Consider the following 24968-nt stretch of genomic DNA (forward strand, 5'->3'; position numbering starts at 1 on the left):
TTTTCAGAATTTAGAAATGACATCTTCGGAATTTATACAAAAGCAACTGAGCATCCCAACCAAAAGTATTGCAGCTACATTACATCTTCTGTCAGAAGATTGCACGATTCCCTTCATTGCACGCTATAGAAAGGATAAGACTGGTGATCTGGATGAGGTCACGATTGAAAATATCTCGAAACTGAATAAACAATTTGATGAACTCATCAAAAGAAAAGAAAGTATCCTGAAATCTATCGATGAGCAAAATGCTTTGAATCCTGAACTCAGGCAAAAGATAAAACAAAGTTTTGAGCTACAGGAATTGGAAGATCTTTATCTACCTTATAAAAAACGTAAGAAAACCAAAGCAGACACAGCAAGAGAAAAAGGCTTGGAACCCTTGGCAAAGATCATCATGAGCCAGAGAAATGATGATATAGATCTCATAGCTTCCAAATACATTAATAATGACGTTGCTGATGAAGGTGAAGCATTACAGGGCGCAAGAGACATCATTGCAGAATGGATCAATGAAAATCTCTATGTCCGTAAAAACCTTAGAAGATCATTCCAGAGAAAAGCCATCATCTCGTCCAAAGTGTTAAAATCTAAAAAAGAAGAGGAAGCTGCACAGAAATTCAGTCAATATTTTGATTGGCAGGAAGCGCTTAACAGGATTCCAAGCCACCGTTTATTGGCAATGCTGCGTGCAGAAAACGAAGGTTTTGTAAAAACTTCTGTAGATGTTGAAAAAGATGAAGCACTTGACCTCATCGAAAATGCAATTATCAAAAGTAACAATTCATCTACCAAACACATTGCATCGGCTATTGCCGATTCTTACAAAAGATTGTTGGAACCTGCTATTTCCAATGAAGTGCTCCAGGAAGCAAAGGAGAAAGCGGATATCAAGGCCATTGAGGTTTTCTCTGAGAATCTTCAACAATTGCTTCTTGCCTCGCCTCTTGGAGAGAAGAGGATATTGGCAATCGACCCAGGTTACAGAACAGGTTGCAAAGTGGTCTGTCTGGATGAAAAGGGAGACCTTCTCCATAATGAAAACATCTATCCGCACGCGCCACAAAACGAGACAGGAATGGCAATGAAAAAAATCCGGTCGATGGTCAACGCTTATAATATCGAAGCCATCTCCATCGGAAACGGAACTGCCAGCCGGGAAACCGAATTCTTTATCAAAAAAATTGCATTCGACAGACCTATTCAGGTTTTTGTGGTCTCAGAAGCTGGAGCTTCGGTCTATTCCGCAAGTAAAATCGCCAGAGAGGAGTTTCCTAATTATGATGTAACTGTGCGTGGTGCTGTTTCCATTGGGCGACGATTGGCCGATCCTCTGGCGGAGTTGGTAAAGATTGACCCAAAATCCATTGGTGTTGGACAATACCAACATGATGTGGACCAGACCAAGCTGAAAGAAGAACTCGACAATACGGTCATCCGTTCTGTAAACTCAGTTGGTATCAACCTGAATACAGCAAGTAAATCACTCTTAAGCTACGTATCAGGAATTGGGGAAAAAATGGCGGAGAACATTGTAAATTTTCGGGCTGAAAATGGAGCATTCTCTGAAAGAAAGGATTTGAAGAAAGTACCAAGACTGGGTGAGAAAGCTTATCAACAGGCAGCAGCTTTTGTGAGGATCAAGAACGCAAAGAATCCTTTGGACAATTCTGCAGTTCATCCGGAGGCGTATAGAACCGTTGAAAAAATGGCAAAGGACCTGGGACTGAAAACCGAAGACCTGATCTCCAATAAAGAGAAAATTGCGTTGGTTGATCCTGAAAAATACATCACAGACGATATTGGGATCTTGGGAATCAAAGACATCTTGAAAGAATTAGAAAAACCCGGATTGGACCCGAGGAAAGCGGCCAGGGTTTTTGAATTCGACCCGAATGTAAAATCGATCAAAGATGTAAGACCCGGAATGATTCTTCCGGGAATTGTCAACAACATCACAGCTTTCGGTTGTTTTGTAGATCTCGGAATCAAAGAAAGCGGTCTCGTTCATATCTCTCAGCTGAAAGACGGTTTCGTTTCTGATGTAAATGAGGTGGTGAAGCTTCATCAACACGTGCAGGTAAAAATCACGGAATTGGATGAGGCGAGGAAAAGAATTCAGCTGACGATGATTTTGTAACTTCTTTTAAAGATTATGAAAAAGAGATGTGCCAATTCTTTAATACAAATAACATATTTGTATATGCTAGCGCAGTATAAGAAAGCATTTACCTATTTTGAAAAACTGATTTGTCAGTAGTTCAGCTGGTTAGAATGCTGCCACGGTGAAAATTGCGAGTTCGAGTCCCGTCCGGATTGCAAGCAGAAATGCAAATTATTATAAACCTTTTTAAATCTTAATGATTTAAAAGGTTTTTTGTTTTATATCGGTTCAATTTGGAATAAAAGATAATAATAGATTACTTATTATTAATTTTACAAAACATAAATATTATTTATGTAAACTATTGTAATTATTAATCCATTTTTTAACATCGTGAAAAATTTTTTTTTCGTATCACTTTTAGTAATTGCATTGTTTCCCTGCTGGGAATTGAATGCACAAAACCTGTCTAAAAAAAAAGATAGATAGTCTGCTAAGTGTTCCATCAGCATCAACAGAGTGGTATAAAAAGAAAGGCTTGGATAATTATTTAAATTTATACAAGTCCGCAAACAAGTTGAAATACGAAAGAGGAGAATTTTTGTCACTATATAAGATTGTGTGCTGGTATATGTTCAAGGGAGAATATAATATGGCAATCAAATATATTGATAAGATTGAAGCCCTGCCAATGAAAGACCTACTTAACCTGAAGACCAAGGTTCTGGCAATGCAGGATAAATCGATTGCCTATATCAATCTGGGATTCTACGATGATGCGGAAACTATTATTGAAAGATCTATAATAGAAAGTAATAAACTAAAGTGAGACTTATATGTAGATTTGAGGAAAAGTGAAGATTCTGTACTTTATAACTTTAAAAAGTCACTTGGCTATTACCTTAAAATAAAGGACCCCAAAACCAAAAATGATCGATTGAAACCTGCTTATATCAATATCAGCATGAGTTTCTTTGAACTGAAAAAGCTTGATTCATCATTATATTATTCTTACAAGGTTTTGCATAATAAGAATCTTGAAAATGAAGCAAGATCTGGTATCTATGCATCTTTGGGACATATACATCTGGCAAAAAACAAGCTAGATAGTGCCCTTATTTATTATAAAAAGGCAGAGCGATTGGCAAAAAAACTACAAGACCCTTTTATATTGAAAGACAGTTATTCCTCACTATCCAAAATATATGAGAAACAGGAAAATAAGGATTTGACATTATTTTATAGCAGGAAATATGAATATACATTATCCTTTTCAGAGATTTCTTTTATAATGCCAATCATACACCCAAATATGAAGTGGTAAAATATTATCAGCAGAAAACCAATGCAGAATTAATATCTCGAAAAACATATTGGCAAATTAAAGATGTTGAAAAGAATTCAATTAACGATGAGATTATAAATAAAAAGCAACAAAGTATTGTTGCTTCTATTTAGGTTAATAATCCTTACTACTTCTTCTCGGCTCTCGTACTTCCGGCCATTTTACAGCAGTTCCTTTGTCATCATTCGGCATTACACGCTTTTCTCTGCTCACAAATTCTGGGTCTTCCGAAGCCATATAAGCTAAAGTTGCAGTCAAAATCACATTATTTTTCAATTCATCAAAAACGATTTTGTCATAAGTGTCTTTGGTCGTGTGCCAAGTGTAACCGAAGTAACCCCAATTTAGTGAACTCAACGAAAATCCCGGAACGCCAGCTGCCACAAAAGAAGCGTGGTCAGAACCGCCACCGCCAGGCATTCCTGGGAAAGTCGATTTGATTTGGTCTTTCACTTTTTTAGGTGCAGCATCCAGCCATTTTCCGATATAAGCATAAGAATCCTTAAAACCTTGTCCGCTGATGTCCACCACTCTACCCGTTCCGTTATCCTGATTGAAAACCGCTTGCACACCTTTAACAATTTCAGGATTGTCAGCAACAAAACCTCTTGAACCGTTCAAACCTTGCTCTTCACTTCCCCAAAGTCCAACAACGATGGTACGTTTTGGATTAGGATAATATTTTTTAAGGATTCTCATTGTTTCCAACATTGTCAAAGTTCCTGTCCCGTTGTCCGTCGCACCTTGTGCGCCATCCCAAGAATCGAGGTGAGCGGAAAGAATCACATATTCATTCGGTTTTTCTGAACCTTTTATCATTCCGATGGTGTTGAAGGATTTCGCTTCCGGAAGAACTTTGGATTGAGCATCGACCTTTATTCTCGGCTTAGAACCTTTTTCTGCCATTCTGTATAACATTCCGTAATCTTCTAATTCGATGTCAAACATTGGAATTGATTTCGTCTTAGCGCCGAAAATACGATTGGTGCTGTGGATTCCTGTCCAATTGGATATGGCAATTCCAGCAGCTCCGGCTTTTTCTAAAGCTTCTGGTAAAGTAGAATTATCATAACCGATATTCTTGATGTAATCTGCAAAATCTTTTTTAGCTTGTTCTTTTTCAGCTTTCAGCTTTTCGTATAATTCAGGCATTGCAAATTCTTTGATTTGCTCATCAGAACGTCCGATTTTCTGATATTGCGCCATTAAAACAATTTTTCCTTTTGCTGATGGTAACCATTTATCAAATTCTGCTTTTGAAGAGACTTTGGGAAGAATTACCACTTCTGCTTCTACAGCTTTTTTAGTCGCTGGACTCCAAGCCAATTGTGTTGCGGATAAGGTTTTGGTTCTTGGATAAACCAAATCTACGTGGGTTGTTCCACGTTGCCAGCCTTTCCACGTGCCGAATTGCTGAAGATTGGCATCGATACCCCAGGATTTCAGTTTGTTGGCGGTGTAATTGTTGGCGGCCAGCATTTCGGGAGTTCCAACCAATCTTGGTCCAATTCCGTCCAAAAGTTCATAAGCCATATCTTCCAGCTGAGAATTGTTATTGGCTTCGTTCACAAAACTCTGAACGATTGGATTGAGCTTTTCTTCGGATTTGGATTGGGCGTTGACTAAAGTGATTTGGGCTGCAAAGAAAACTGCAGACATTGCTAAAAATGAGTTTCTCTTCATATCTTTTATTTGATTCCGATAAAGGTAAGGATTATGTAACGGAATAAAAAAACGCCTCAAGATTGAGACGTTATATTTTACTATAGAATTGCACGCAGCCCGACTTGAGCGGAGCTCCTTTTTACGCAACGAAGTGAAGTGAAAAGAGCGGAGCCCTTTGACAAGCTCAGGATAAACTACAGGCGGATTAAGCTGCCCAAATTATCATTATTTTATGGATTGGTCGAGAAAATTGATGCGTTGGCAATCATTGCTCTGCGGTTCATTTTCAGGATATCTCTTACCCATTCTGCGAAATCTTCCGGCTGAAGAACTTTATCCGGATTACCGTCTGTCAAACCACCATTGATACTCATATCGGAAGCAATAGTGCTTGGTGTCAAAGTAATGACGCGGATGTTTTGCTTTCTCCATTCTGCCATCATCGACTGCGAAAGAGAAACGACAGCCGCTTTGGAAGCTGCGTAAGCCGACATATTTGGTCCGCCTTTGAGACCTGCTGTGGAAGCCACGTTGATGACATCGCCCTGACCTTTTCCTTTCAAAAACGGATAAACAGCTTTGGCTGTATAATAAACACCAAAAAGATTGGTTTTGATAACTTGTTCCCAAACATCAGAAGCCATTTCCTCGATACTTCCGAAGTCGCCGATTCCGGCATTGTTGACCAAAATATCGATTCCACCTAATTCGTTCGCCAAAGATTCGATTCCTGCCTTTACTTCTAATTCGTTATCGACACTGAAAACTGCGTAAGCTACTTTCACGCCTGTTGGTTTCAGTTCGTTAACTGCTATTTTAAGATAATTTTCGTTTCTTCCTGTGATTCCTATATTCACACCTTCGTTGGCAAGAATCTGAGCGACAGCTTTTCCAAGTCCTCTTCCACCGCCAGTGATAATGGCATTTTTACCTTTAAGATTCATAATCTGATTTATAAAATTTGAAGGTGCAAATTTACCAAACGTGTGTTTAGAATCCGAATAAAGTCTTATGATTTAATACAAGTTTATCATTGAGGAATTCAATTGGAAATGTAATTAATCGCAAAGGCGCAATTTGAATTAATTATAGAAAATAGAAAAGTCGCAAAGAAAAACTTGGCGACTTTAGAAGATTTGAATTGTAATATTTAGCGACTTTGCGATAAAATTATTTATCTTTCAATTGGTCAGGAATATTGGTTGTAATAAAATTGATGCCTTGATTTTTGAGTTCTTCATAAACTTTGATATCATTTACAGTCCAAGAGTTTGTAATCAACCCAAGCGCATTGGCTTCTGAAATCCAAGTTGGATTTTTCTCGAAAACACTATAATGATAATCCAATCCATCCAAACCTTCGGCTTTGATTTGCTGTGGAGAAAGATTGCCTTCCAGATATTGAACTTTGGCAGATGGATTTTGTTTCTTGATTTCTTTACAAATATTAAGACTGAACGAGATGTAATCGCTTTGATTGTCGAGACCAAGTTCTTTTACCGTTTTCAGAACTTTGGTTACGATTTCGTTTTCACGTTCTTTAGATTTGGTTGGTTTTATTTCAATAATTAATTTGACTGAAGCATCTTTTTTCCCTTGTTTCAGATAATCTTTCAATGTTGGGAGTTTTTCTCCGTTGGATAATTTCAGTTTTCTCAAATCAGAAAAATCAGTTTCCGTGATTTCCATTTTTCCGTGATGTTCATCGTGGTTAATGATCAACTTCCCATCTTTGGTCATATGAATATCGAATTCGGCACCATAAATTTTCAATTTCTGAGCATTTTCTAAAGCTTTTATAGAGTTTTCAGAAGTTTTCGGTTCGGTATTCCAGAAACCACGATGGGCGATGATTTGGGTTTGAGCGTTGATAAACATAGTTGTGACAAGGGTTAAACTACAAAATACTTTCTTCATTTTTTTTAATATTGAATAAATTTGAACACAAAGTCCGCAAAGATTTTTTTGATTATTTAAACTCTTTTAGGTTTCACAAAGGCGTAAAACTTAGCAAAGCTCAAAGAAGTTCAAATCTATGTGACTATGTGGTTTTATTTTTATGAAGAACCAAATTACTCATTTTATTTTTAGTCGTTCTCCTTGTTTTGGTTATTTTTGCTTTAAATAATTTCCCAATGTCCGAAAACATTCAGCAAAAGATAGAATCCCTGAGAGAAGAACTTCATCAGCATAATTACAATTATTATGTGCTTGATAACAATACGATTTCTGATTTTGAATTTGATGAAAAACTGAAAGAACTTCAGGAGCTGGAAACAGCATATCCTGAATTTTTTGATGCTAATTCTCCGACTTTGCGTGTTGGAGGTGGAATTACGAAGAACTTCCCAACCGTTCAACATCAATACAGAATGTATTCTCTTGACAATTCTTATGATTTTGATGACTTGGAAGACTGGGAAAAACGAATCATCAAAACGATTGATGAACCTGTAGAATTTGTGGCAGAATTAAAATACGACGGTGCTTCGATTTCAATCCTTTACGAAAACGGAAAATTATCGCAGGCTGTAACGCGTGGTGACGGTTTTCAGGGTGATGAAATCACTAGTAATGTGAGAACTATTTCCGATGTTCCTTTAACTTTGAAAGGTGATTTCCCTAATCGGTTTTTTATCCGAGGTGAAATATATCTGACCAGAAAAAACTTCGATAAAATCAATAAAATCCGTGAGGAAGAAGGTTTGGATTTGTTTATGAATCCAAGAAATACAGCCAGCGGAAGCTTGAAAATGCAGGATTCCGGAGAGGTTAGAAAACGTGGACTGTCGGCAGTTTTGTATCAATATATTTCGGACGAATTTCCGGCAGATACGCATTGGGACATCTTGGCAAAAGCTAAAAATTGGGGTTTTCGAGTTTCTGAAGACCAAGCTAAATTGTGTAAAACTCTTGATGAAGTGAAAGAATTCATCACGTTTTGGGATACAGAAAGACACAAATTACCTTTCGAAATTGACGGCATTGTTTTGAAAGTGAATTCTTTGAAACAGCAAAGACAACTTGGATATACAGCGAAATCGCCACGTTGGGCAATGGCTTACAAGTTTAAGGCTGAGAAAGTGGAAACCGAATTGCAAAGTGTATCTTACCAAGTCGGGAGAACCGGAGCTATTACGCCTGTTGCGAATCTGAAACCTGTTTTATTGGCAGGAACAACAGTAAAACGTGCGTCACTTCACAACGAAGATATCATCAAAAAGCTGGATTTGCACGAGCACGATTTTGTTTATGTAGAAAAAGGTGGCGAGATTATTCCGAAGATTGTTGGTGTGAATATTGAGAAACGAACACTTTTGCAAACACCGATAGAATATATCAAAAACTGTCCGGAATGTGGAACTGAACTGGTAAAAATCGAAGATCAGGCGATTCATTTTTGTCCGAATGAGCTACATTGTCCGCCACAAGTGGTTGGAAGAATGATTCATTATGTTTCCAGAAAAGCTTTGAATATCGAGAATCTTGGAGGAGAAACGATTGAACAACTTTACAGAGAAAAATTGATTGAAAATCCTGCTGATTTTTACACTTTGAAAAAAGAACAACTTCTTCCACTCGAGAGGATGGCTGAAAAATCAGCGCAGAATATTCTGGACGGGATTGAAAAATCGAAAGAAGTTCCATTTGAAAAAGTATTGTTCGGAATCGGAATCAAACACGTCGGGGAAACGGTGGCGAAGAAACTGGTCAAGAATTTTTCAACGATTGATGAACTGAAAAATGCAACTCTGGAAGAGCTTTGTCAAGTTGAAGATATCGGAATGAAAATCGCAGTCAGCATCACGGACTTTTTCCAGAATTCTGAAAACATTCTGATGATTGAACGTTTGAAATCTTACGGCGTTCAATTGGAAAAAGGTGAAAATACCAACGAAGTTTTATCCAATGTTTTGGAAGGAAAAACATTTCTTTTCACTGGAAAATTATCACTATTCACAAGAGAATCTGCCGAAGAAATGGTAGAAAAGCACAACGGAAAAAATATTTCTGCCGTTTCAAAAAACCTCAACTATTTGGTGGTCGGCGAAAAAGCCGGAAGTAAACTGAAGAAAGCGCAGGATATCGGAACGATTACGATTTTGGATGAACAGCAGTTTTTGGATTTGATCGGATAATTTGAGTTGGAGGGTTTGAGAATTTGAAAGTGCAAACATTGATTGAATGTTGAATCCCCTAGCCCTGATTGCAGTGGAAATCCCGCAGTGAGGCGACGGAGCAAAGCGGAGTCGACCGAGCGAGGAATTGTAACGGAAAGCAGGTTCCCGGCTCCTAAAAATTAGTTTTCTGATGAGAAATGAGATTGAAAATAAATTGATGAACAAGAATACCAAACCGACGAGTATGCGGATTTTGGTGTATGATTTTTTGGATTCTCGGGATGTGGCTTTGTCTTTGTCGGAGATTGAAAATCAGTTTGAAAATGCCGATAGAATAACAATCTACAGAACGCTGAAAACGTTTGAGGAGAAAGGAATCGTGCATAGCATTCAGGAAAATAACACGACGAAATATCGGCTTTGCGAGAACGATTGCAACGAAAATACACACAGCGACAGACATCTGCATTTTTACTGTAAAATCTGCAAACAGACGACCTGCAAAGAGAATGTGACGTTTGTTGATAACCCGAATCTCGGTTTTCGAATCGATGAAGTGCGGTTTTTTGCGAAAGGGATCTGCGAAAACTGTCTCGACGAAACTTTGCAATAGTGTTGCACTTTCCACAGCTTTAATTTTGCACAAAAATCAGCTATGGAATTATTTATCAAAATCTTTTTACCCGTTTATTTTATCCTATTTTTCGGGATTTCTTTTATTGCAAAAACGATTATCGTTGCCAGAAGAATCAGGAAAAATCCTTTGGTTCTGCCTCAGGACGAAAGTGCTTATGCGCTGGTTGGAAATTATTTTAAACTTTGTCTGGCCGGGATTTTCGTGTATGTTATTTTGTTTTCGTTTTTATCTCAAGATTATTTTCTTCCTATCGATTTCCTTGATGTTGAGTTATTGAAATTTGTTGGATTAACGTTTATGTTATTGGCTTTGATTTGGACAATTGTTGCTCAAAATCAAATGAAAAATTCTTGGAGAATCGGGATTGATAATGATATGAAAACTGAATTGGTCACTTCCGGGTTGTTCTCTGTTTCCAGAAATCCTGTTTTCTTCGGGATGATTATGAGTTTGATCGGACTTTTCTTTGTCACTCCAAATGCGGTTTCTCTTTTGTTTCTGATTCTTAGTTATGTTTTGATTCAAGTTCAGATAAGATTGGAGGAAGAACATCTTTACAGACAACACGGTGAAAAATATTTGGATTATTTGATTAATGTGAGAAGATTAATATAAAGATTTTCAAATTAATTCTGACAAAATCTACAATTGCTATCTAAATATTTTAAATGTAAAGATGAATGAAATATTTGTTTCTATAAATCGAGCATTTTTTGTTTTCATATTAATACATTTTAATATTTTTGACCTATGAATGTCAATGAATTTTATACAATATTTTTACGAAGCAAAAACGTTGTAATAGATAGCAGAAAAATAGAAAAAGGAAGTATATTCTTTGCTTTTTCCGGAGAAAGTTATAATGCGGCAGAAAAAGCAATTGATGCTATAAATAATGGTGCTTTGGCGGTAATAGTTGAAGATGAAAAGCATGCTGATCCCTCAAATAATATATTCTATGTTCTTTCTACTTTGCTTTTTTTACAGTCTTTGGCAATATTTCATAGAGACCAGTTAGACATCCCATTCATTGGGCTTACAGGAAGCAATGGAAAGACGACAACTAAGGAATTGATCAGCACTGTTCTTGCAGAGAAATTCAAGGTTCAATATACATTTGGAAATCTTAATAATCATATTGGTGTTCCTCTGACCCTTCTTTCAATAAGGAAGGAACATGAGATCGCGGTAATAGAAATGGGTGCTAATCACCAAAAAGAAATTGAATTTCTTTGTACAATTGCAAAACCTGATTTGGGTTACATCACCAATTTTGGGAAAGCACATCTCGAGGGTTTTGGAGGTTTTGAAGGCGTGATCAAAGGCAAATCAGAGCTTTATGATTATCTGAGACAACATCAGCAGACCATTCTTGTTAATGAGAATGATAAGATCCAGCATGAAAAAACGGAGGATTATACGCCAAAGATAACTTTCGGAACTTTGCAATCCGATTATTTCTTCGAACCAATATATAAAGAACATTTTGTCGGAATCAATTATCAGGGAACTGAGATATTTTCCAATCTTACAGGAAATTACAATTATGATAATTTATCGGCTGCAGTCGCATTAGGTCTGCATTTTGGTATTGAAATCTCTCAAATAAAGAGAGCTATAGAAAATTATATCCCGTCTAATATGCGTTCCCAGATTCAGAGGAAAGGAGAGAAAACCTTAGTTCTCGACACCTATAATGCCAATCCGAGCAGTATGCAGGTTTCTTTAGAGAATTTCAAAACATTTGAAGGTAGCAAGGTCGTTATTATGGGAGACATGCTGGAATTGGGTGAAGAAAGTCTCAAAGAGCATCAGAATATTCTGGATCTTGCCGGGACTTGTGGATTTGATGATATCATTACAGTTGGTGCTAATTTCAAATCAGTTTATGACTCAGATAACGCATTTGAAAATACGACTGAATTGATAGAATGGCTAAAATCCAATCCTATTACAGAAGAAAATATATTACTAAAAGCTTCCCGTGGAATTGCTCTCGAAAAAATAATCGATTATATTTAAAAGTAAATCCTCAATAATTATTGAGGATTTTTATTTTTGAAATTGTTAAGAATCAATTTGATGTTCTGGAAAGTTGAAGGTAAAATTGTGGTTTCAATTTCTTCTTCGGTTTTCCAACCTACTTCATTGATCCCTTCTTCGATTTGTGGCTTCGGTGTTTCATTCCCATTGTAGCGCATCTCGAACCAATAGGTGGTCTTTAGAATTTTTCTCCCGTCCCTCTCTGTATAGATATGATATGTAGAATTGATGAAATCTCTGAGCTCCAGATCAAAAATACCACATTCTTCTTCTACTTCTCTTACTGCAGCAAGTTCTCGGGATTCTCCAACCTCGATTTTACCCTTTGGAAGATCCCATTTTCCCAATCGGTGAATGAACAGGATTTTGTTTTCTGAGTTTAATACAATTCCTCCCGCAGCCTCAATATTTTTGAAGAATTGTTTGAACTCTGTCCATAGTCTGCCAATATCAGAGTGATAAATATTCAGACCCTGTGATGGTGTGTTCTCTAATAGATCAATAGCAAAATCAAAACTATGCGCCCCATCATAATTCAATGTTTTAGGGCTATTCTGAGGCTCAGAACTCAAAATTAATTTTTTCTCATTGATAAAAACTTTATACATTTGTAGGGCTATTAATATTAATACAAAAATATAAAAATGAATTTAGAAGGACGAAAAATTATAGTAAATAAATCTTCATCAGAATTGGCCGGAATGCTTAAAAATCCTCAGGACTACAAAGATTTGATGCCAGAAGGTCTTCAGAGCTTCGAAGCCAGGGAAGATGGTTTCAAATTCGGATTGAAGGGAATGCCTGAGATAGCTTTAAGAATAGATAATGTTTCTGATGAGCAAGTAGTATTGAAATCGGCAAGTTCCAGCTTGGATTTCGCTTTGACCGGTTCAATGAATCCCTTAAATGAGAATCAAACTGAAGTTCAACTTTTATTTGAAGGGAAATTCAATCCGTTTATCAAAATGATGGTGGAAAAACCATTACAGAATTTCATCAACTCTTTGACAGACAAGATTGAAAAATTGTAAGATATTAATTTATCAAAAAATAGAAAACCTTTCTGAGTCATCATCTTTGAAAGGTTTTTTGTTTTTTGAATTCAAATATTTCATTAATTTTATATAAAACTTAACTAATTGAAAACAATTAAAGAGATTTTAATTTTTGGTGGTATAACTGTAATTATAACTTTTCTGTTAAATACTTTACTTGCCAAAATACTCCCAGATACTTTCGATTTGTGGATTTATGATTCACTTTCAAGTTTTATTATTTCTGTGGTATTGATAATTCTCTCAATCGTAATTAAAGAAAATAAGAATTTTGATCTGCTTTTGCGATATTCATTCTCAAATTTTCTTCTATTCATAGTTCATAATTTTATTTTTGCTCTTAAGATTAGCTTCGGAAAAATAAGATTTTGTGTTCCGGAAAAAATGTCGAATGAAAAACTTTATGAATCATCTTTCAGTACCAATTTTCTGGTTTTCCTTTCAACTCTTTTCTTTTTAGTTTTGTTTAAAGAAAGAAATGTGAACATCTTTACCAAGAATTCTGTAATTTATATAATCTTGGTTTTTATATTGATTACTTTTTTTCGTGCTCAGAATTTTCTATCGCAAGCATTGAATTTTATCTTGTCAATTTTCTAAAATTCAACAGATCAATCCGGAAGAATGGTCCTTGATACTTCCAGTTGCAGATGATAAGACATTGCTGATATTCTGTAATCTCAAAACACCCATAAAGGCAAAGATCAACGCTTCTTTATATTCGATGATTTCTTTTTCAGAAATATGGATCTCTGTTCTGGTCTTAGCTTTTATTTTTTCTATAAGAAAAGAATTATATGCGCCTCCTCCCGTTATCAATACATTTTTTATTTCAAATTCGTTGAGCGTCTTAGAAATCTGAATAGCAGAATGTTCTGTAAAAGTAGCTAGAAGGTCTTCTGTCTTTTGATTTTGGATCAAAGATGTAATATTTTCATTGACCCATTCAATACCTAATGATTTTGGAGCAATTTGGGAATAGAATTCCAATTGATCGAGATGATCTAAAAGTGCTTCATCGATCTTTCCTGTTCTCGCTAAATTTCCATTGTCATCAAATCTTTTTCCTAATTTAGATGCCAGGTCATTCAAGATAATATTAACCGGACATACATCGAAAGCAATTCGTTTTCCATCTCGCTTCAGAGAAATATTGGAAAATCCTCCCAAATTAAGACAAGCATCAAACTTTGAAAATAATAATTCATCGCCAATCGGGACCAATGGTGCACCGTTTCCTCCAAAGACCACGTCCTGACTTCGGAAATCATAAATGATAGTTCTATCGGTCTTGGATCTAATGGCTCTTCCATCACCGATTTGCAAAGTGAATTTTTTCTGTGGCTGATGAAAAACTGTATGTCCGTGTGAAGCAATCAGATCAAGGTTTGTGACCTTATTTTTGGAAATGAATTCCTGAGTTTTTTCTCCTAAATAGAATCCGTAGTCAATATTCAGTTTCAAAAGTTCTTCGCTGGAGAAATGAATGGCGTTTTTCAAAGACTGCTCCCAATATGAAGTGTAAGGCATTGTATCACAACTTAGGATCTCAAAATTCCAATTGGATTCTTGTTTTACAAATTTCACATAACAAATATCCAGTCCGTCGAGACTGGTTCCCGACATTAGGCCAATTGCATAGAAAATTTGTTTTTCCATTTACTTGCTGGTTGCTGGTAAATTAGCAGAACTGAAACTTCCGGAATTATTGAAAAATGTGTATTCTGAAAAGTCATCTTTTGCGACCATACCATGGGCACCTACCAAAATATTTCCATCTTTGTCAGATACGAAAACGGTATCTTTTGTATACATTTTTTGTTTTCTTTTGTCCCAATTAATAGTTTCTGTAACAAAAGTTTGACCTTCCGTAGTGATGATCTTTACTCTGCCTCTTGCAAAATAGAAATCTTTTTTCTCATTATATTTTGCATACTTCGCCCATATCTTACCCGGAACTTTCGGATTCTTTTTATCGAAAAACTCCAGATAAATTCCCTTCTTGGCTTCCACATACGGAGAATCTATCAATTCATATTTTTCTATCAAAGGTGCTTTGAAATTAACTTTTACTTGCCCGGAATCTTTCTGAATAATATTACCGTTATAAATAATCTGTGAAGCAAAATTGGTCTTTTTATTACGATTGATCTTAGTAAGATCCTCTTCACAAGACTGAATAAGAAAAAACATCAGCAACAAAATAAAATGTTGTGATGTTTTTTTATTAAATATTTTGAAACAATGACTCATAAGATTATCAATGTTCAAATCAATACTCTGTTAATTATAAAGGCGTTTAGCAAACCACTTATCCGAGAAATTGATTCCAACCCTCAAATTTATGAAATTTTGTCGAATTAAGTTATTATCCAGTGTTCCTCTTTTCCCAAATTCTATCCCCAGATCGATACTATTCATACGATTGATCTGACTTTTCTCGAAAGGAAGAGTTACACCTGCGGTTATAGCATACTTGTTGATGTTGGTACCGTTAACCTGCAGATTCCCTTTTTCATAATATGCACCATAGCGGTAGATCACTCTTGAAAAATAAGAACGGAAGTTATTGTAATTTGGTAAATACCAACCTCCTACAGAATATCTATATGAGTCCTGGTAGAAAAAAGGAACGCCTAAAAAATTGATGCTTTCTCCTTTTTTGTAATCTAGCTGCGCACTTAGGAACCATTTGGTTTCTTTTCCATAACCTAGACCAAGAGAACCCTCTTGCGGAAGGAATTTTTTATCGTAATTAACCTGTTCCTCTATGATAGTTTCCAAACCTTTGGTTTCTCCGATCAGGTAATAATAGGTACTGTTTGTATAAGTATTTTTAAGAGTTCCACTGTTTCCAATGGTGTATGTTGCTCCAACAGTCAGTTTATGGTTATTCTCCAATTTCTTCTGGTAAGTAGTTCCCAAAGTAAAATTGAAAGCACTCACTCTATAATTATTAGAGTATCCACTGATTAACTCTGCTCCAGTGAAAGCCACTTCTTCTATATCATACAATTTTCCAAAATAATAATTAGATCGGATACCTAATGCAAATTCTGGATTGATCTGATAAGATAATGCCGCCTGTACTGTATTTACAGAACCTTCACCGTGGAAGTTATGAACCTCTTGAACCTCATCGTTATTATTTAACTTCCGAGAGGTTACAATATCATAACTTTTAGAACTATATGGCTGGAAGCCCATCCCAAACTTTATTTTTCTGGAAATAGGAAAAGCTATCGATATATTGGATAGATATGTCGAATGTTTATCTGTTTTTATATTATTAAAGTCAGACCTGTAATAATTATTCTCGTTCGTTCCCTCTACTTTAAGGGTTGTAAGTTCCAGGTTGGTATTCGCAGCTGGATTTCGGAAATTAAAATTATTATTAAAATCCCAAATATAAGCCGTAGAAATCCCTCCCATAGAATTGATATCGACTGTATTATCATATTTCACATCTCCAAACCCATAAGCTCCGTATGGTGAATTACCAATACTCTGAGCGTTTAGGAAATATCCTGCCACCAATGATGATAAAACAAAAATTCTCTTCATCCTTTAAAATTTCAATGCGCAAATATCTTAATTAATAATGAATTGCAAAAATATATTTGGGTTAAAGTTTGTTAAGTATCTTCGATAGACTGATGTGATTTTTCGATAATTAATACCCATAATTAGATAAGTCCAAAATAGACTACTCATCAGATGAAAAACCATCAACTATTAACCAACATCTAAAAACTAATATTTATCTTTGTCTCTATGAAATGGGAACAGATAATTGGTCAGCAATCAATCAAAAACCTTTTACGTGATAGTATTCAGGATTCCAGAGTTGGGCACGCACAGCTCTTTGTAGGAGAAGAAGGTTTTGGTGTCTTGCCTTTGGCATTGGCAATGGCTCAGGAGATTTTTGAAAAAGAGAATCCGGCTTCTGTTCATAAAGTTGAGAATCTAAATCATCTCGATTTGCATTTCAGTTTTCCAGTTTTTTCTGAGAAGAATATTTCGTTGAGCAAACGTTTTTTTGATAATTTCAGAGAGATGGTTCTGGAAAATCCTTATTCGTCTTTTGATGACTGGACAAGCTTTTTGGAATCTGAGAATAAACAGTTTTTTATTTCTGCAGACGAAGCGGAAGATATCGGACAGAGATTCAATCTGAAAAGTTTCGAAGGCGGAAGCAAAATTCTCATTGTTTGGAGAGCAGATAAAATGAACGATGCAGCGGCCAACAAAATCCTGAAATTCCTGGAAGAGCCTCCGAAAAATACATTCATTATTCTTTGTGCGCCAAGCACCAATGATATTTTGCCGACCATTTTATCAAGATGCCAGATCGTCAATATCCCGAGAATCAATGATGAAGATATTCTCGAAAAACTTCAAGATCTTAACTCGGCAAAAGAAATTGCTTATCAGGCACAAGGCGACTGGAATTTGGCTAAATCACTGTCGGAAAATAATGAAGGTACTTCTGAATTTGAGACCTTATTTATCCAATGGGTTCGTAATGCATTCCAAGCCAAGAAGAAACCAGAAGTTCTTCGAGAAATCGTAAAATGGGCACGTCAAATCTCCGAATGGAATCGTGAAAAACAAATGAAATTCCTTAATTATTGTATTGAGATTTTCCGTTTGGCGATGCTTCAAAATTATGGAAATGATAATTTGGTTTACAAAAAATTGAGCGAAGGAAACTTCAATTGGCAATCATTTTCAAAATTCATTCACGGCGCAAACATTGTTTCCATTGTTGAAGAAATTACCGATGCTTCTTATCACATTTCCAGAAATGCCAATTCGAAAATTGTTTTGACGGATATGGGGATCAAATTGACACGTTATATTCATAAATCAGCTTCCTAATTTAACAAAGTAAGGCAATCTTTCTATTTGCTAATTTAGATTTCAACTAATTATCGCTCCTATGGAGCTTACCGTATTTCCAATTTTACAGCTACAGACATTTCGCTTCTAGCGAAGCTTTATTGGATTAAATTCTTCTATTAATCAATATTTTGGAATTATAGACAAATTCGATAAATCTTTAATAAAAAATTAATCAAACAAATGTTTGATTGAATGTATATTTTGATTTAACTTTGCTCCGTCAAAAATTAATTATGCCAACAAAAGAAGAACATATTATGATGGTTGCGGAGAAGCTCTTCGCTGCCAACGGCTATAATGGGACTTCTGTGAGAGATATTGCAACCAAGGCAAAGGTCAATGTTTCTATGATTTCCTATTATTTCGGTTCGAAAGAAAATCTGATGGAGGAGCTTTTTAAATGGAGAATGGAAGAAGGACTCAACTTCGCTAAGAATATTTTGGAGAATAATGAACTGAACGAAATTCAAAAGATTGACGCTTTTATAGATAATTTCGTGAATCGAGTTCAGAGATTGAGAGATTTCTTTTTGCTTGTTCACACACAGCAAGTCATCAGTCAAAATAAAAATATACAGAATTTTCTTCGAGCTTCAAAAATCAATTATATAGAAATCAATCAAAAGATTGTAGAACAAGGATTGGAAAAAGGTGTTTTCACAATCAGACCTTCTTATCATCTTTTACAATGTACAATTTCCGGAACCATATTCAACGCGATGCACGGAATGAAAATGTACAAAGAATATCTGAAAAAACACAATCCTGATTTCGACGAAAAACATTACGAAAATCAATATTTTCAGGAAGTCAGAACGCACGTGAAGTCCATTGTAAGAGCAATGGTCGGTTACAAAGGAGAATAACATTACTCAAACCTTAACAATAAATAAACAGTGAATAAATTTTTAACAACAGCTCTAATTGTTGGGACTTTCTACTCGGTTTCCGCTCAGGAAAAACGATTATTGAGTCTGGAAGAAGCTGTGAAATTAGGAATAGAAAATAGCAAAAATCTAAAGATAGACCAAGCTAAAATAGAAGAGTCCACTGCGAATCTTCTGGAAGCAAAGAACAGACAATTGCCCGAACTGAAAGTCTCTGGAAGTTATCTTTACCTTCCAATCAAACCCAATATTGATATTAAAACTCCGGGTGTTTCCGGTTCCGGAGGTCCGGATGTGCACCAAGCGATGTACGGAACTGCCAACTTATCAATGCCAATCTATTCTGGAGGGAGAATCAAATATGGAATCAAATCTGCAGAATATCTTGTAGAAGCTTCAAAATTAAGTACGGAAAATGATAAAAATGCAGTTGCATACAACATTTCTCAAGCTTATAACAATCTTTTCAAAGCATCAGAGGTCGTTAAATTGTTGAAAGAGAATTTGGCTTCTTCTCAGAAAAGAGACCAGTCATTCATTAAGCTGGAAAACAATGGTGTAATCGCGAAAAATGACAGATTGAAAGCCCAGCTTCAGACTTCGAATATCGAATTACAATTGATGGAAGCAGAGAACAATTACAATATTGCGAATATCAATATGGATTTGCTTCTTGGACTTCCTGATAATACAGAAATCGAGGTTGATTCTAATTATATCGGTGCAGATGACCTTGGGAAACCGGATGATTATTACTTGAATCTGGCAAGAGAAAACAGAAAAGATATTCAGGCTTTGGATTACCAAAGAAAGGCGGCAGCTCTTGGAACAAAAGCAGCTAAAGCGGAAAATCTTCCTTCGATTGCTTTTACTGGAGGCTATGTTGCTGCAGATATTCCGAAACTTTTCACATTGACAAATGCTGTGAATGTTGGTGTTGGAATTCAATACAATCTTTCTAATATTTGGAAAAAGAATTCGAGTCTGATGCAGTCAAAAGCTAAAGAGCAGGAATTATTGGCCAACAACGAATTATTGAATGATAATGTAACTCTGGAAGTAAAACGTGATTATCAGAATGATTTGTACGCTCACAAAAAAATCGATGTTTATCAAAAAACGCTTGAGCAAGCTGAGGAAAACTACAGAATCACACTTAATAAATATAACAACGGGCTGGAAACCATTACCAACCTTCTGGATGCTGATACTGCGAAAATCACAGCCAACGTGAATGTTATAACCTCAAAAGCAGACGCCGCATTGGCTCACAAAAAATTATTACAAACAACAGGAACTATCAATAACTAATTACAATAAACTATAAATAAAATGGCACAAGACAATATAAAATTCGAGCAGGGAGAGATTCCTGAAAAAAAGAAAAAAAGCCCTGTTTTTTACATCGTACTAGCAGTTGCAGTTTTGGCTGGCGCTTTCTTCGGTTTCAGAGAATACCAGTACAGCCAGGCTCACGAAGAAACGGACGATGCTCAAATCGCGGCAGACATAAGTCCTGTAATTTCTAAAATATCAGGCTATGTTGCAGAAGTAAAAGTGAAGGACAATCAGTTCGTGAAGAAAGGCGATACACTTGTTGTCCTGGATAACAGAGACCAAAGAATGGCTTTGGAGCAGGCAGAAGCAGCGTTGGGAACGGCCCAGAGTAATGTCGCATCAGCACAGGCTGGTTCGGAAGCTGCAAAGACTGGAATCGGTAACTCCAGAGCGGCAGTTCAGATAGCCAATGCACAAATCGAAGCGGCAAAAGTCAATGTCTGGAGAACCGAGCAGGATATGAAAAGATATTCTGAATTGGTAAAAGACCATACCATCACGCAGCAACAATATGAGCAGGCATCTGCAGCTTATCAAACAGCTCAAAAACAACTTCAGGTCTTGATTGACCAAAAGAATCAGGCCAATGTTCAGACAGGCGTGGTAACGTCTCAATCTAATGCGACTTATCAAAATGTAGGCATCGCCAATTCTCAATTGAAGCAAAGACAGGTAGATGTAGAAAATGCCAAACTGAATCTTTCATATACCGTCATCACGGCTAAAGAAAGCGGTTATGTATCCAAAATCCCTGTTCAGGTAGGGCAGTTTATTCAGGCTGGTTCACAACTGTTCAGCTTGGTAATGAGCAACCAGAAATGGGTTGTGGCAAATTACAAAGAAACACAGGTAGAGAAAATGGTAGAAGGACAGAAAGTCGAAATCGAGATTGATGCTTATCCGGGACAGAAATTCGAAGGAACAATCACTTCTTTCTCTCCTGCAACAGGTTCTGCGTTTGCATTGCTTCCTCCGGATAACGCAAGTGGAAACTTTGTAAAAGTAGTCCAGAGACTTCCTGTTAAAATCACTTTCGACAATCTTAATCCGGACATTATGAAAAAACTCCGTGTCGGGATGAACGTTCAAACTGTCGTTTCTCTAAAATAGAGGTATTAGCAATAAGGTTTTAGATATTGGTTTTTAATATACTTTTCACTATGACCTTATTCCTAAAACCTAAATCTAAAAAATTATGCAAGACGATTCATTAGTAGAATACGGATTTCGCAGAACCATTATTACCATTACGGCGATCATGTGTGCGCTTCTTGAGATCGTGGACTCCACAATCGTGAACGTGGCACTGAACGAGATGAAGGGAAATCTTGGTGCAACATTATCCGAAGTGGGCTGGGTAATTACCGCTTACGCTATCGGTAACGTGATTATCGTTCCGATGACTAGCTGGCTGTCTCAGCAGTTCGGGCGTAGAAATTACTTTGCGGTATCTATCATTATATTTACGATTTTCTCTTTTCTCTGCGGTAATGCGACCAACATCTGGGAATTGGTATTCTTCAGACTTTGTCAGGGAATCGGCGGGGGCGCACTTCTGGTGACCTCGCAAACGATTATCACAGAATCATACCCAATTGAGAAAAGAAGTATGGCTCAGGCAATCTACGGATTGGGAGTTATTATCGGACCAACTCTTGGTCCACCGTTGGGAGGTTATATTGTTGACAATTACAGTTGGCCATATATCTTTTACATCAATATTCCTTTGGGGATTATTGCAACCTTACTGACATTACAATTTGTGAAAAGTCCTAGATATTCAGAAAAGCGTTCCGCTTCCGATGTCGACTGGATCGGGATTGGATTATTGGCAGCATTTGTAGGTTCTTTGCAATATATTTTGGAAAGAGGACACGAGGACGATTGGTTTGCAAGTAAAGTGATTGTTGTATTAACGATTACTGCGGTTGTAGGCTTTATATTATTCATTTGGCGGGAACTCACATTCAAATATCCGATTGTTGAACTCAGGGTTCTCAAGAATGGGAACCTTAGGATTGGAACTGTAATGTCCTTTATTTTAGGATTCGGGTTGTATGGATCAACGTTTATTGTTCCATTATATACACAGAGTATTCTTGGCTGGACGGCATTGCAATCCGGAGCATTGATGATTCCGGCTGCGTTGACGACCGCTTTTATGATGCCAATTATTGGCCAACTATTGACCAGAGGTGCTAAGCAACAGATATTGGTGGCATTAGGATTATTCATATTCTTCGTTTACAGCTTCTGGGGTTACAAAATCCTGACACCAGATACAGGAAAAGACGCATTCTTCTGGATGTTGATTGTTAGAGGAATGGGATTAGGATTACTGTTCATTCCAATTACATCATTATCACTGAGCACACTAAAAGGCCCTGAAATTGGACAAGGCGCTGCTTTCACGGGGATGATGCGTCAGTTGGGTGGTTCATTCGGTATTGCAGCGATTACAACTTTCATTGCAAACAAAAGCGAACTGTACAGAAGTAATCTTGTATCACACCTGGATGTCAACGATTTTGACGTTCAGCAAAGAGTTGCTGCGCTCAAAGGAACTTTCATTGCTAAAGGATATTCGCCAGACAGGGCACTTAACGCAGCATATCAGATGCTTGATCTATCTGTTACAAAACAGGCGACCGTTTTATCATATATGGATGTCTTCCTTTATTTGGGATTGATGTTCCTGATATGTATTCCGTTTGTATTATTTGTAAAAGAAAGAAAAGGCAAAGGCGAGAAAATTGACCTTAGTTCAGCACATTGATATTTAATTTTAGTTATTTGTTAGAAACTCAGAATCTTGATTGGTTCTGAGTTTTTTTGGCATTGATTTTAATGATAATTGAATTATCAATCCATTCAAAATCAAAGTTATGATGCCATTACTATCCCAAATACTTCATCTTTTTCTGATAGCCATTCCCGTAGCCTGCATTGCTTGGACAGTGACCCACGAGGAAATCTTCCGAGAACCCCGGGAGTACTGCCAGAAAATATGTGGCAGCACAAAATCTATTGCCAAGCGAAAATTCTTCTATCTCTTCACCTGCGAATATTGCTTCAGCCATTATATCAGCATTATTTTTTTAATCATTACCAGATTCCAGTTATTATATGACGATTGGCGCGGCTACTTGTTGGCATTCTTCTCGCTGGTCTGGATTGCCAACTGGTATATGAGCCTCTTCGGATACCTGAGACAGAGCCTGAAAGTCGAAAAAATCGAAGCCAAAATGAAAGATGAAAATCTTAAGGAAATGACTAGCGATAAATAGCTTTTAGAAGATTTTACAATCAATATAATTCTCTGAAATTTATTACAGTCAAATCCTGCGGGTCGGTCGTTCATTCTCTGCGCAGCCGTTGCTTCTTCGCTACGCACCTGCGAGTCGTTCTCTGCGCAGCTACATATCGGTATCTCTACAAAACCCGACGCTCAAACGTTACTGCTAATCAGACCCACTTCAGCTTCGTCGCCAACATGCAGGCTTCCGTAGTATTGGAAACCCGCATTTTTTCAAGAATATTTTGACGGTGCCGATTCACGGTGTTAATACTTATGAAAAGAAGTTCCGCAATTTCTTTGCTCCTTTTTCCCGATTGTATCATCTTTAGGATTTCCTTTTCACGGGCAGAAAGGAAGTTGGAATTCCCGGCTTCCGTTTGCTGTATAATTGCTCCGTCGGCGGTATTGATAATCATCCCCGTATAGTATGGGGACGGCAGGAAATCGAAATGATAAAGACAAAGCGCCAGTTCCACATTTTTATGATGTACGTCTGAGAAATAGAACATTTTATGAATTAGAGATTTTGTACTTCCCAATAATCTCAGTCTGCTGATGACGGAAAAGTCCTTCCGCTTATCAAATGCCACCGTCTTTATAAACTGAAAGAACTGAAGCTCTAAAATATGTTTTTGTAAAACATCATCAGCATTAAGAATATTGAACAGTTCATCTTCCCAGATACTCTCGATTTCAATATTGTTTCGATTTTGAAAAATTCTCAGTTCATCCGCAATTTTACCGGAGTATATGTAGCTCTTATTATTCCTGAGGTCGCTGAGAATGGCAATTCCATTCTCAAGTTCCACAAAATATTCCGCCATCTGCCGGCATTTTTTCAGCTGTAGTTTTTCATTCTCTTGTGAAAATGAAAAGTCTTGCTGCAGTAGTTTGTCGTTGAGGTTGGATTGGATGAGCTGCATTTAAAATGGTTATTAATCAGTATTGAAAAAAGCAAATAAACTTGATAAATTTGTTTCATTATCAAAGTAAAAATACAATGAATAATCTGAACGAAAAAGAGAAAATGCTCGCTGGAGAAATATACGATGCTGCAGACCAATTTTTGATAAAGGAAAGAAACTTGGCTAAGGATTTATGTTTCGAATATAATCACATCCAGCCATCTAGGTTTAAAGAGAGAAAAGCCCTGATCAAAAAACTCTTCGGCAAGACCGGAACCCATTTTCATATAGAGCAGCCTTTCTATTGTGACTACGGCTACAATATCGAGATTGGTGAGAATTTTTATACTAATGTCAATGTTGTGATTCTGGATTGCGCCAAAGTAACTTTCGGAGACAACGTTCTCATTGCTCCCAACTGCAGTTTTTACACAGTCAATCATCCTTTTGATGTTGAACAACGCAACAACGCTTTGGAATATACACGTCCGATCACCGTCGGAAACAATGTCTGGATCGGCGGAAGTTGCACATTTCTTCCCGGCGTTACAATTGGCGACAATACCGTAATCGGCGCAGGAAGTGTGGTCACCAAAGATATTCCAGCCAACGTTTTAGCTGTTGGAAATCCTTGTAAAGTGATCAGAGAAATATAAAATACAGAA

General features: G+C 36.7%; 23 protein-coding genes. 15 read left to right on the top strand and 8 right to left on the bottom strand.

Annotated features, from left to right (window positions below; genetic code table 11):
* The first annotated feature begins 16 nt into the window (after positions 1-16).
* The 3 genes from RTX21_RS01495 to RTX21_RS01505 all read left to right on the top strand — a co-directional run bounded on the left by RTX21_RS01495 (position 17) and on the right by RTX21_RS01505 (position 3428).
* The gene (locus RTX21_RS01495; protein ID WP_312764919.1) at positions 17-2140 is read left to right on the top strand and encodes a Tex family protein; all 2124 of its coding nucleotides are present in this window, start codon (positions 17-19) and stop codon (positions 2138-2140) included.
* A gap of 616 nt (positions 2141-2756) precedes the next feature.
* Entirely contained in the window at positions 2757-2933 is a 177-nt protein-coding gene (locus tag RTX21_RS01500) for a hypothetical protein (RefSeq protein ID WP_312764921.1), read from the top strand.
* Positions 2934-2948: 15 nt separating this feature from the next.
* The gene (locus RTX21_RS01505) at positions 2949-3428 is read left to right on the top strand and encodes a hypothetical protein (RefSeq protein ID WP_312764923.1); all 480 of its coding nucleotides are present in this window, start codon (positions 2949-2951) and stop codon (positions 3426-3428) included.
* A gap of 135 nt (positions 3429-3563) precedes the next feature.
* Here RTX21_RS01505 and RTX21_RS01510 read toward each other — a convergent pair whose 3' ends face one another.
* The 3 genes from RTX21_RS01510 to RTX21_RS01520 form a co-directional block, all read right to left on the bottom strand.
* Positions 3564-5132, bottom strand: a complete 1569-nt coding sequence (locus RTX21_RS01510; RefSeq protein WP_312764925.1) for a M20/M25/M40 family metallo-hydrolase — start codon at positions 5130-5132, stop codon at positions 3564-3566.
* A 212-nt stretch (positions 5133-5344) separates the two neighbouring features.
* Positions 5345-6058, bottom strand: coding sequence for a 3-ketoacyl-ACP reductase (locus tag RTX21_RS01515; protein WP_312764927.1), 714 nt, complete (start codon positions 6056-6058; stop codon positions 5345-5347).
* Between the two features lie 226 nt (positions 6059-6284).
* The gene (locus RTX21_RS01520; RefSeq protein WP_312764928.1) at positions 6285-7031 is read right to left on the bottom strand and encodes a glycerophosphodiester phosphodiesterase family protein; all 747 of its coding nucleotides are present in this window, start codon (positions 7029-7031) and stop codon (positions 6285-6287) included.
* A gap of 218 nt (positions 7032-7249) precedes the next feature.
* Between RTX21_RS01520 and ligA the strand changes: the two genes are divergently transcribed.
* The 4 genes from ligA to murF all read left to right on the top strand — a co-directional run bounded on the left by ligA (position 7250) and on the right by murF (position 11894).
* On the top strand, positions 7250-9253 hold the full coding sequence (gene ligA, locus RTX21_RS01525) for an NAD-dependent DNA ligase LigA (RefSeq protein ID WP_312764929.1): 2004 nt from the start codon (positions 7250-7252) through the stop codon (positions 9251-9253).
* A 172-nt stretch (positions 9254-9425) separates the two neighbouring features.
* Entirely contained in the window at positions 9426-9848 is a 423-nt protein-coding gene (locus RTX21_RS01530) for a transcriptional repressor (protein WP_312764931.1), read from the top strand.
* A 42-nt stretch (positions 9849-9890) separates the two neighbouring features.
* Positions 9891-10487 carry an isoprenylcysteine carboxylmethyltransferase family protein gene (locus tag RTX21_RS01535; protein WP_312764933.1) on the top strand — a complete coding sequence of 199 codons (597 nt, stop codon included), beginning with the start codon at positions 9891-9893 and terminating at the stop codon, positions 10485-10487.
* Positions 10488-10622: 135 nt separating this feature from the next.
* The gene (murF, locus tag RTX21_RS01540) at positions 10623-11894 is read left to right on the top strand and encodes a UDP-N-acetylmuramoyl-tripeptide--D-alanyl-D-alanine ligase (RefSeq protein ID WP_312764935.1); all 1272 of its coding nucleotides are present in this window, start codon (positions 10623-10625) and stop codon (positions 11892-11894) included.
* A gap of 17 nt (positions 11895-11911) precedes the next feature.
* Here the strand turns inward: murF and RTX21_RS01545 are convergent, their stop codons facing one another.
* Positions 11912-12523 (bottom strand): NUDIX domain-containing protein, encoded by a 612-nt coding sequence (locus RTX21_RS01545; RefSeq protein WP_312764937.1) that lies wholly within the window; start codon positions 12521-12523, stop codon positions 11912-11914.
* 36 nt (positions 12524-12559) lie between these two features.
* Here RTX21_RS01545 and RTX21_RS01550 point away from each other — a divergent pair, with 36 nt between their 5' ends.
* Positions 12560-12946, top strand: a complete 387-nt coding sequence (locus RTX21_RS01550; RefSeq protein WP_312764938.1) for an SRPBCC family protein — start codon at positions 12560-12562, stop codon at positions 12944-12946.
* A gap of 627 nt (positions 12947-13573) precedes the next feature.
* Here RTX21_RS01550 and RTX21_RS01555 read toward each other — a convergent pair.
* The 3 genes from RTX21_RS01555 to RTX21_RS01565 form a co-directional block, all read right to left on the bottom strand.
* On the bottom strand, positions 13574-14629 hold the full coding sequence (locus RTX21_RS01555; RefSeq protein WP_312764940.1) for an anhydro-N-acetylmuramic acid kinase: 1056 nt from the start codon (positions 14627-14629) through the stop codon (positions 13574-13576).
* On the bottom strand, positions 14630-15163 hold the full coding sequence (gene lptC, locus RTX21_RS01560; RefSeq protein WP_312764942.1) for an LPS export ABC transporter periplasmic protein LptC: 534 nt from the start codon (positions 15161-15163) through the stop codon (positions 14630-14632). It lies immediately after the preceding gene.
* A 90-nt stretch (positions 15164-15253) separates the two neighbouring features.
* Positions 15254-16534 (bottom strand): hypothetical protein, encoded by a 1281-nt coding sequence (locus RTX21_RS01565; RefSeq protein WP_312764944.1) that lies wholly within the window; start codon positions 16532-16534, stop codon positions 15254-15256.
* Positions 16535-16744: 210 nt separating this feature from the next.
* On the opposite strand from RTX21_RS01565, the gene RTX21_RS01570 reads away from it, so the two are divergent.
* The 6 genes from RTX21_RS01570 (at position 16745) to RTX21_RS01595 (ending at position 23387) form a co-directional block, all read left to right on the top strand.
* Positions 16745-17851, top strand: a complete 1107-nt coding sequence (locus RTX21_RS01570) for a DNA polymerase III subunit delta' (protein ID WP_312764946.1) — start codon at positions 16745-16747, stop codon at positions 17849-17851.
* A 257-nt stretch (positions 17852-18108) separates the two neighbouring features.
* Positions 18109-18741 (top strand): TetR family transcriptional regulator, encoded by a 633-nt coding sequence (locus RTX21_RS01575; RefSeq protein ID WP_312764948.1) that lies wholly within the window; start codon positions 18109-18111, stop codon positions 18739-18741.
* A 30-nt stretch (positions 18742-18771) separates the two neighbouring features.
* Entirely contained in the window at positions 18772-20073 is a 1302-nt protein-coding gene (locus RTX21_RS01580) for a TolC family protein (protein ID WP_312764949.1), read from the top strand.
* 21 nt (positions 20074-20094) lie between these two features.
* The gene (locus RTX21_RS01585) at positions 20095-21210 is read left to right on the top strand and encodes an HlyD family secretion protein (RefSeq protein ID WP_312764951.1); all 1116 of its coding nucleotides are present in this window, start codon (positions 20095-20097) and stop codon (positions 21208-21210) included.
* A gap of 85 nt (positions 21211-21295) precedes the next feature.
* Entirely contained in the window at positions 21296-22876 is a 1581-nt protein-coding gene (locus RTX21_RS01590; RefSeq protein WP_312764953.1) for a DHA2 family efflux MFS transporter permease subunit, read from the top strand.
* A gap of 112 nt (positions 22877-22988) precedes the next feature.
* Complete coding sequence (locus RTX21_RS01595) at positions 22989-23387, top strand: hypothetical protein (protein WP_312764955.1); 399 nt, start codon at positions 22989-22991, stop codon at positions 23385-23387.
* Positions 23388-23565: 178 nt separating this feature from the next.
* On the opposite strand, the gene RTX21_RS01600 is transcribed toward RTX21_RS01595, so the two are convergent.
* Positions 23566-24321, bottom strand: a complete 756-nt coding sequence (locus tag RTX21_RS01600; RefSeq protein WP_312764957.1) for a LuxR C-terminal-related transcriptional regulator — start codon at positions 24319-24321, stop codon at positions 23566-23568.
* 77 nt (positions 24322-24398) lie between these two features.
* Here RTX21_RS01600 and RTX21_RS01605 point away from each other — a divergent pair, with 77 nt between their 5' ends.
* On the top strand, positions 24399-24959 hold the full coding sequence (locus RTX21_RS01605) for a sugar O-acetyltransferase (protein ID WP_312764958.1): 561 nt from the start codon (positions 24399-24401) through the stop codon (positions 24957-24959).
* Positions 24960-24968: the final 9 nt, after the last annotated feature.

It is taken from the genome of Epilithonimonas sp. (assembly GCF_032054305.1).
Lineage (GTDB): Bacteria > Bacteroidota > Bacteroidia > Flavobacteriales > Weeksellaceae > Epilithonimonas.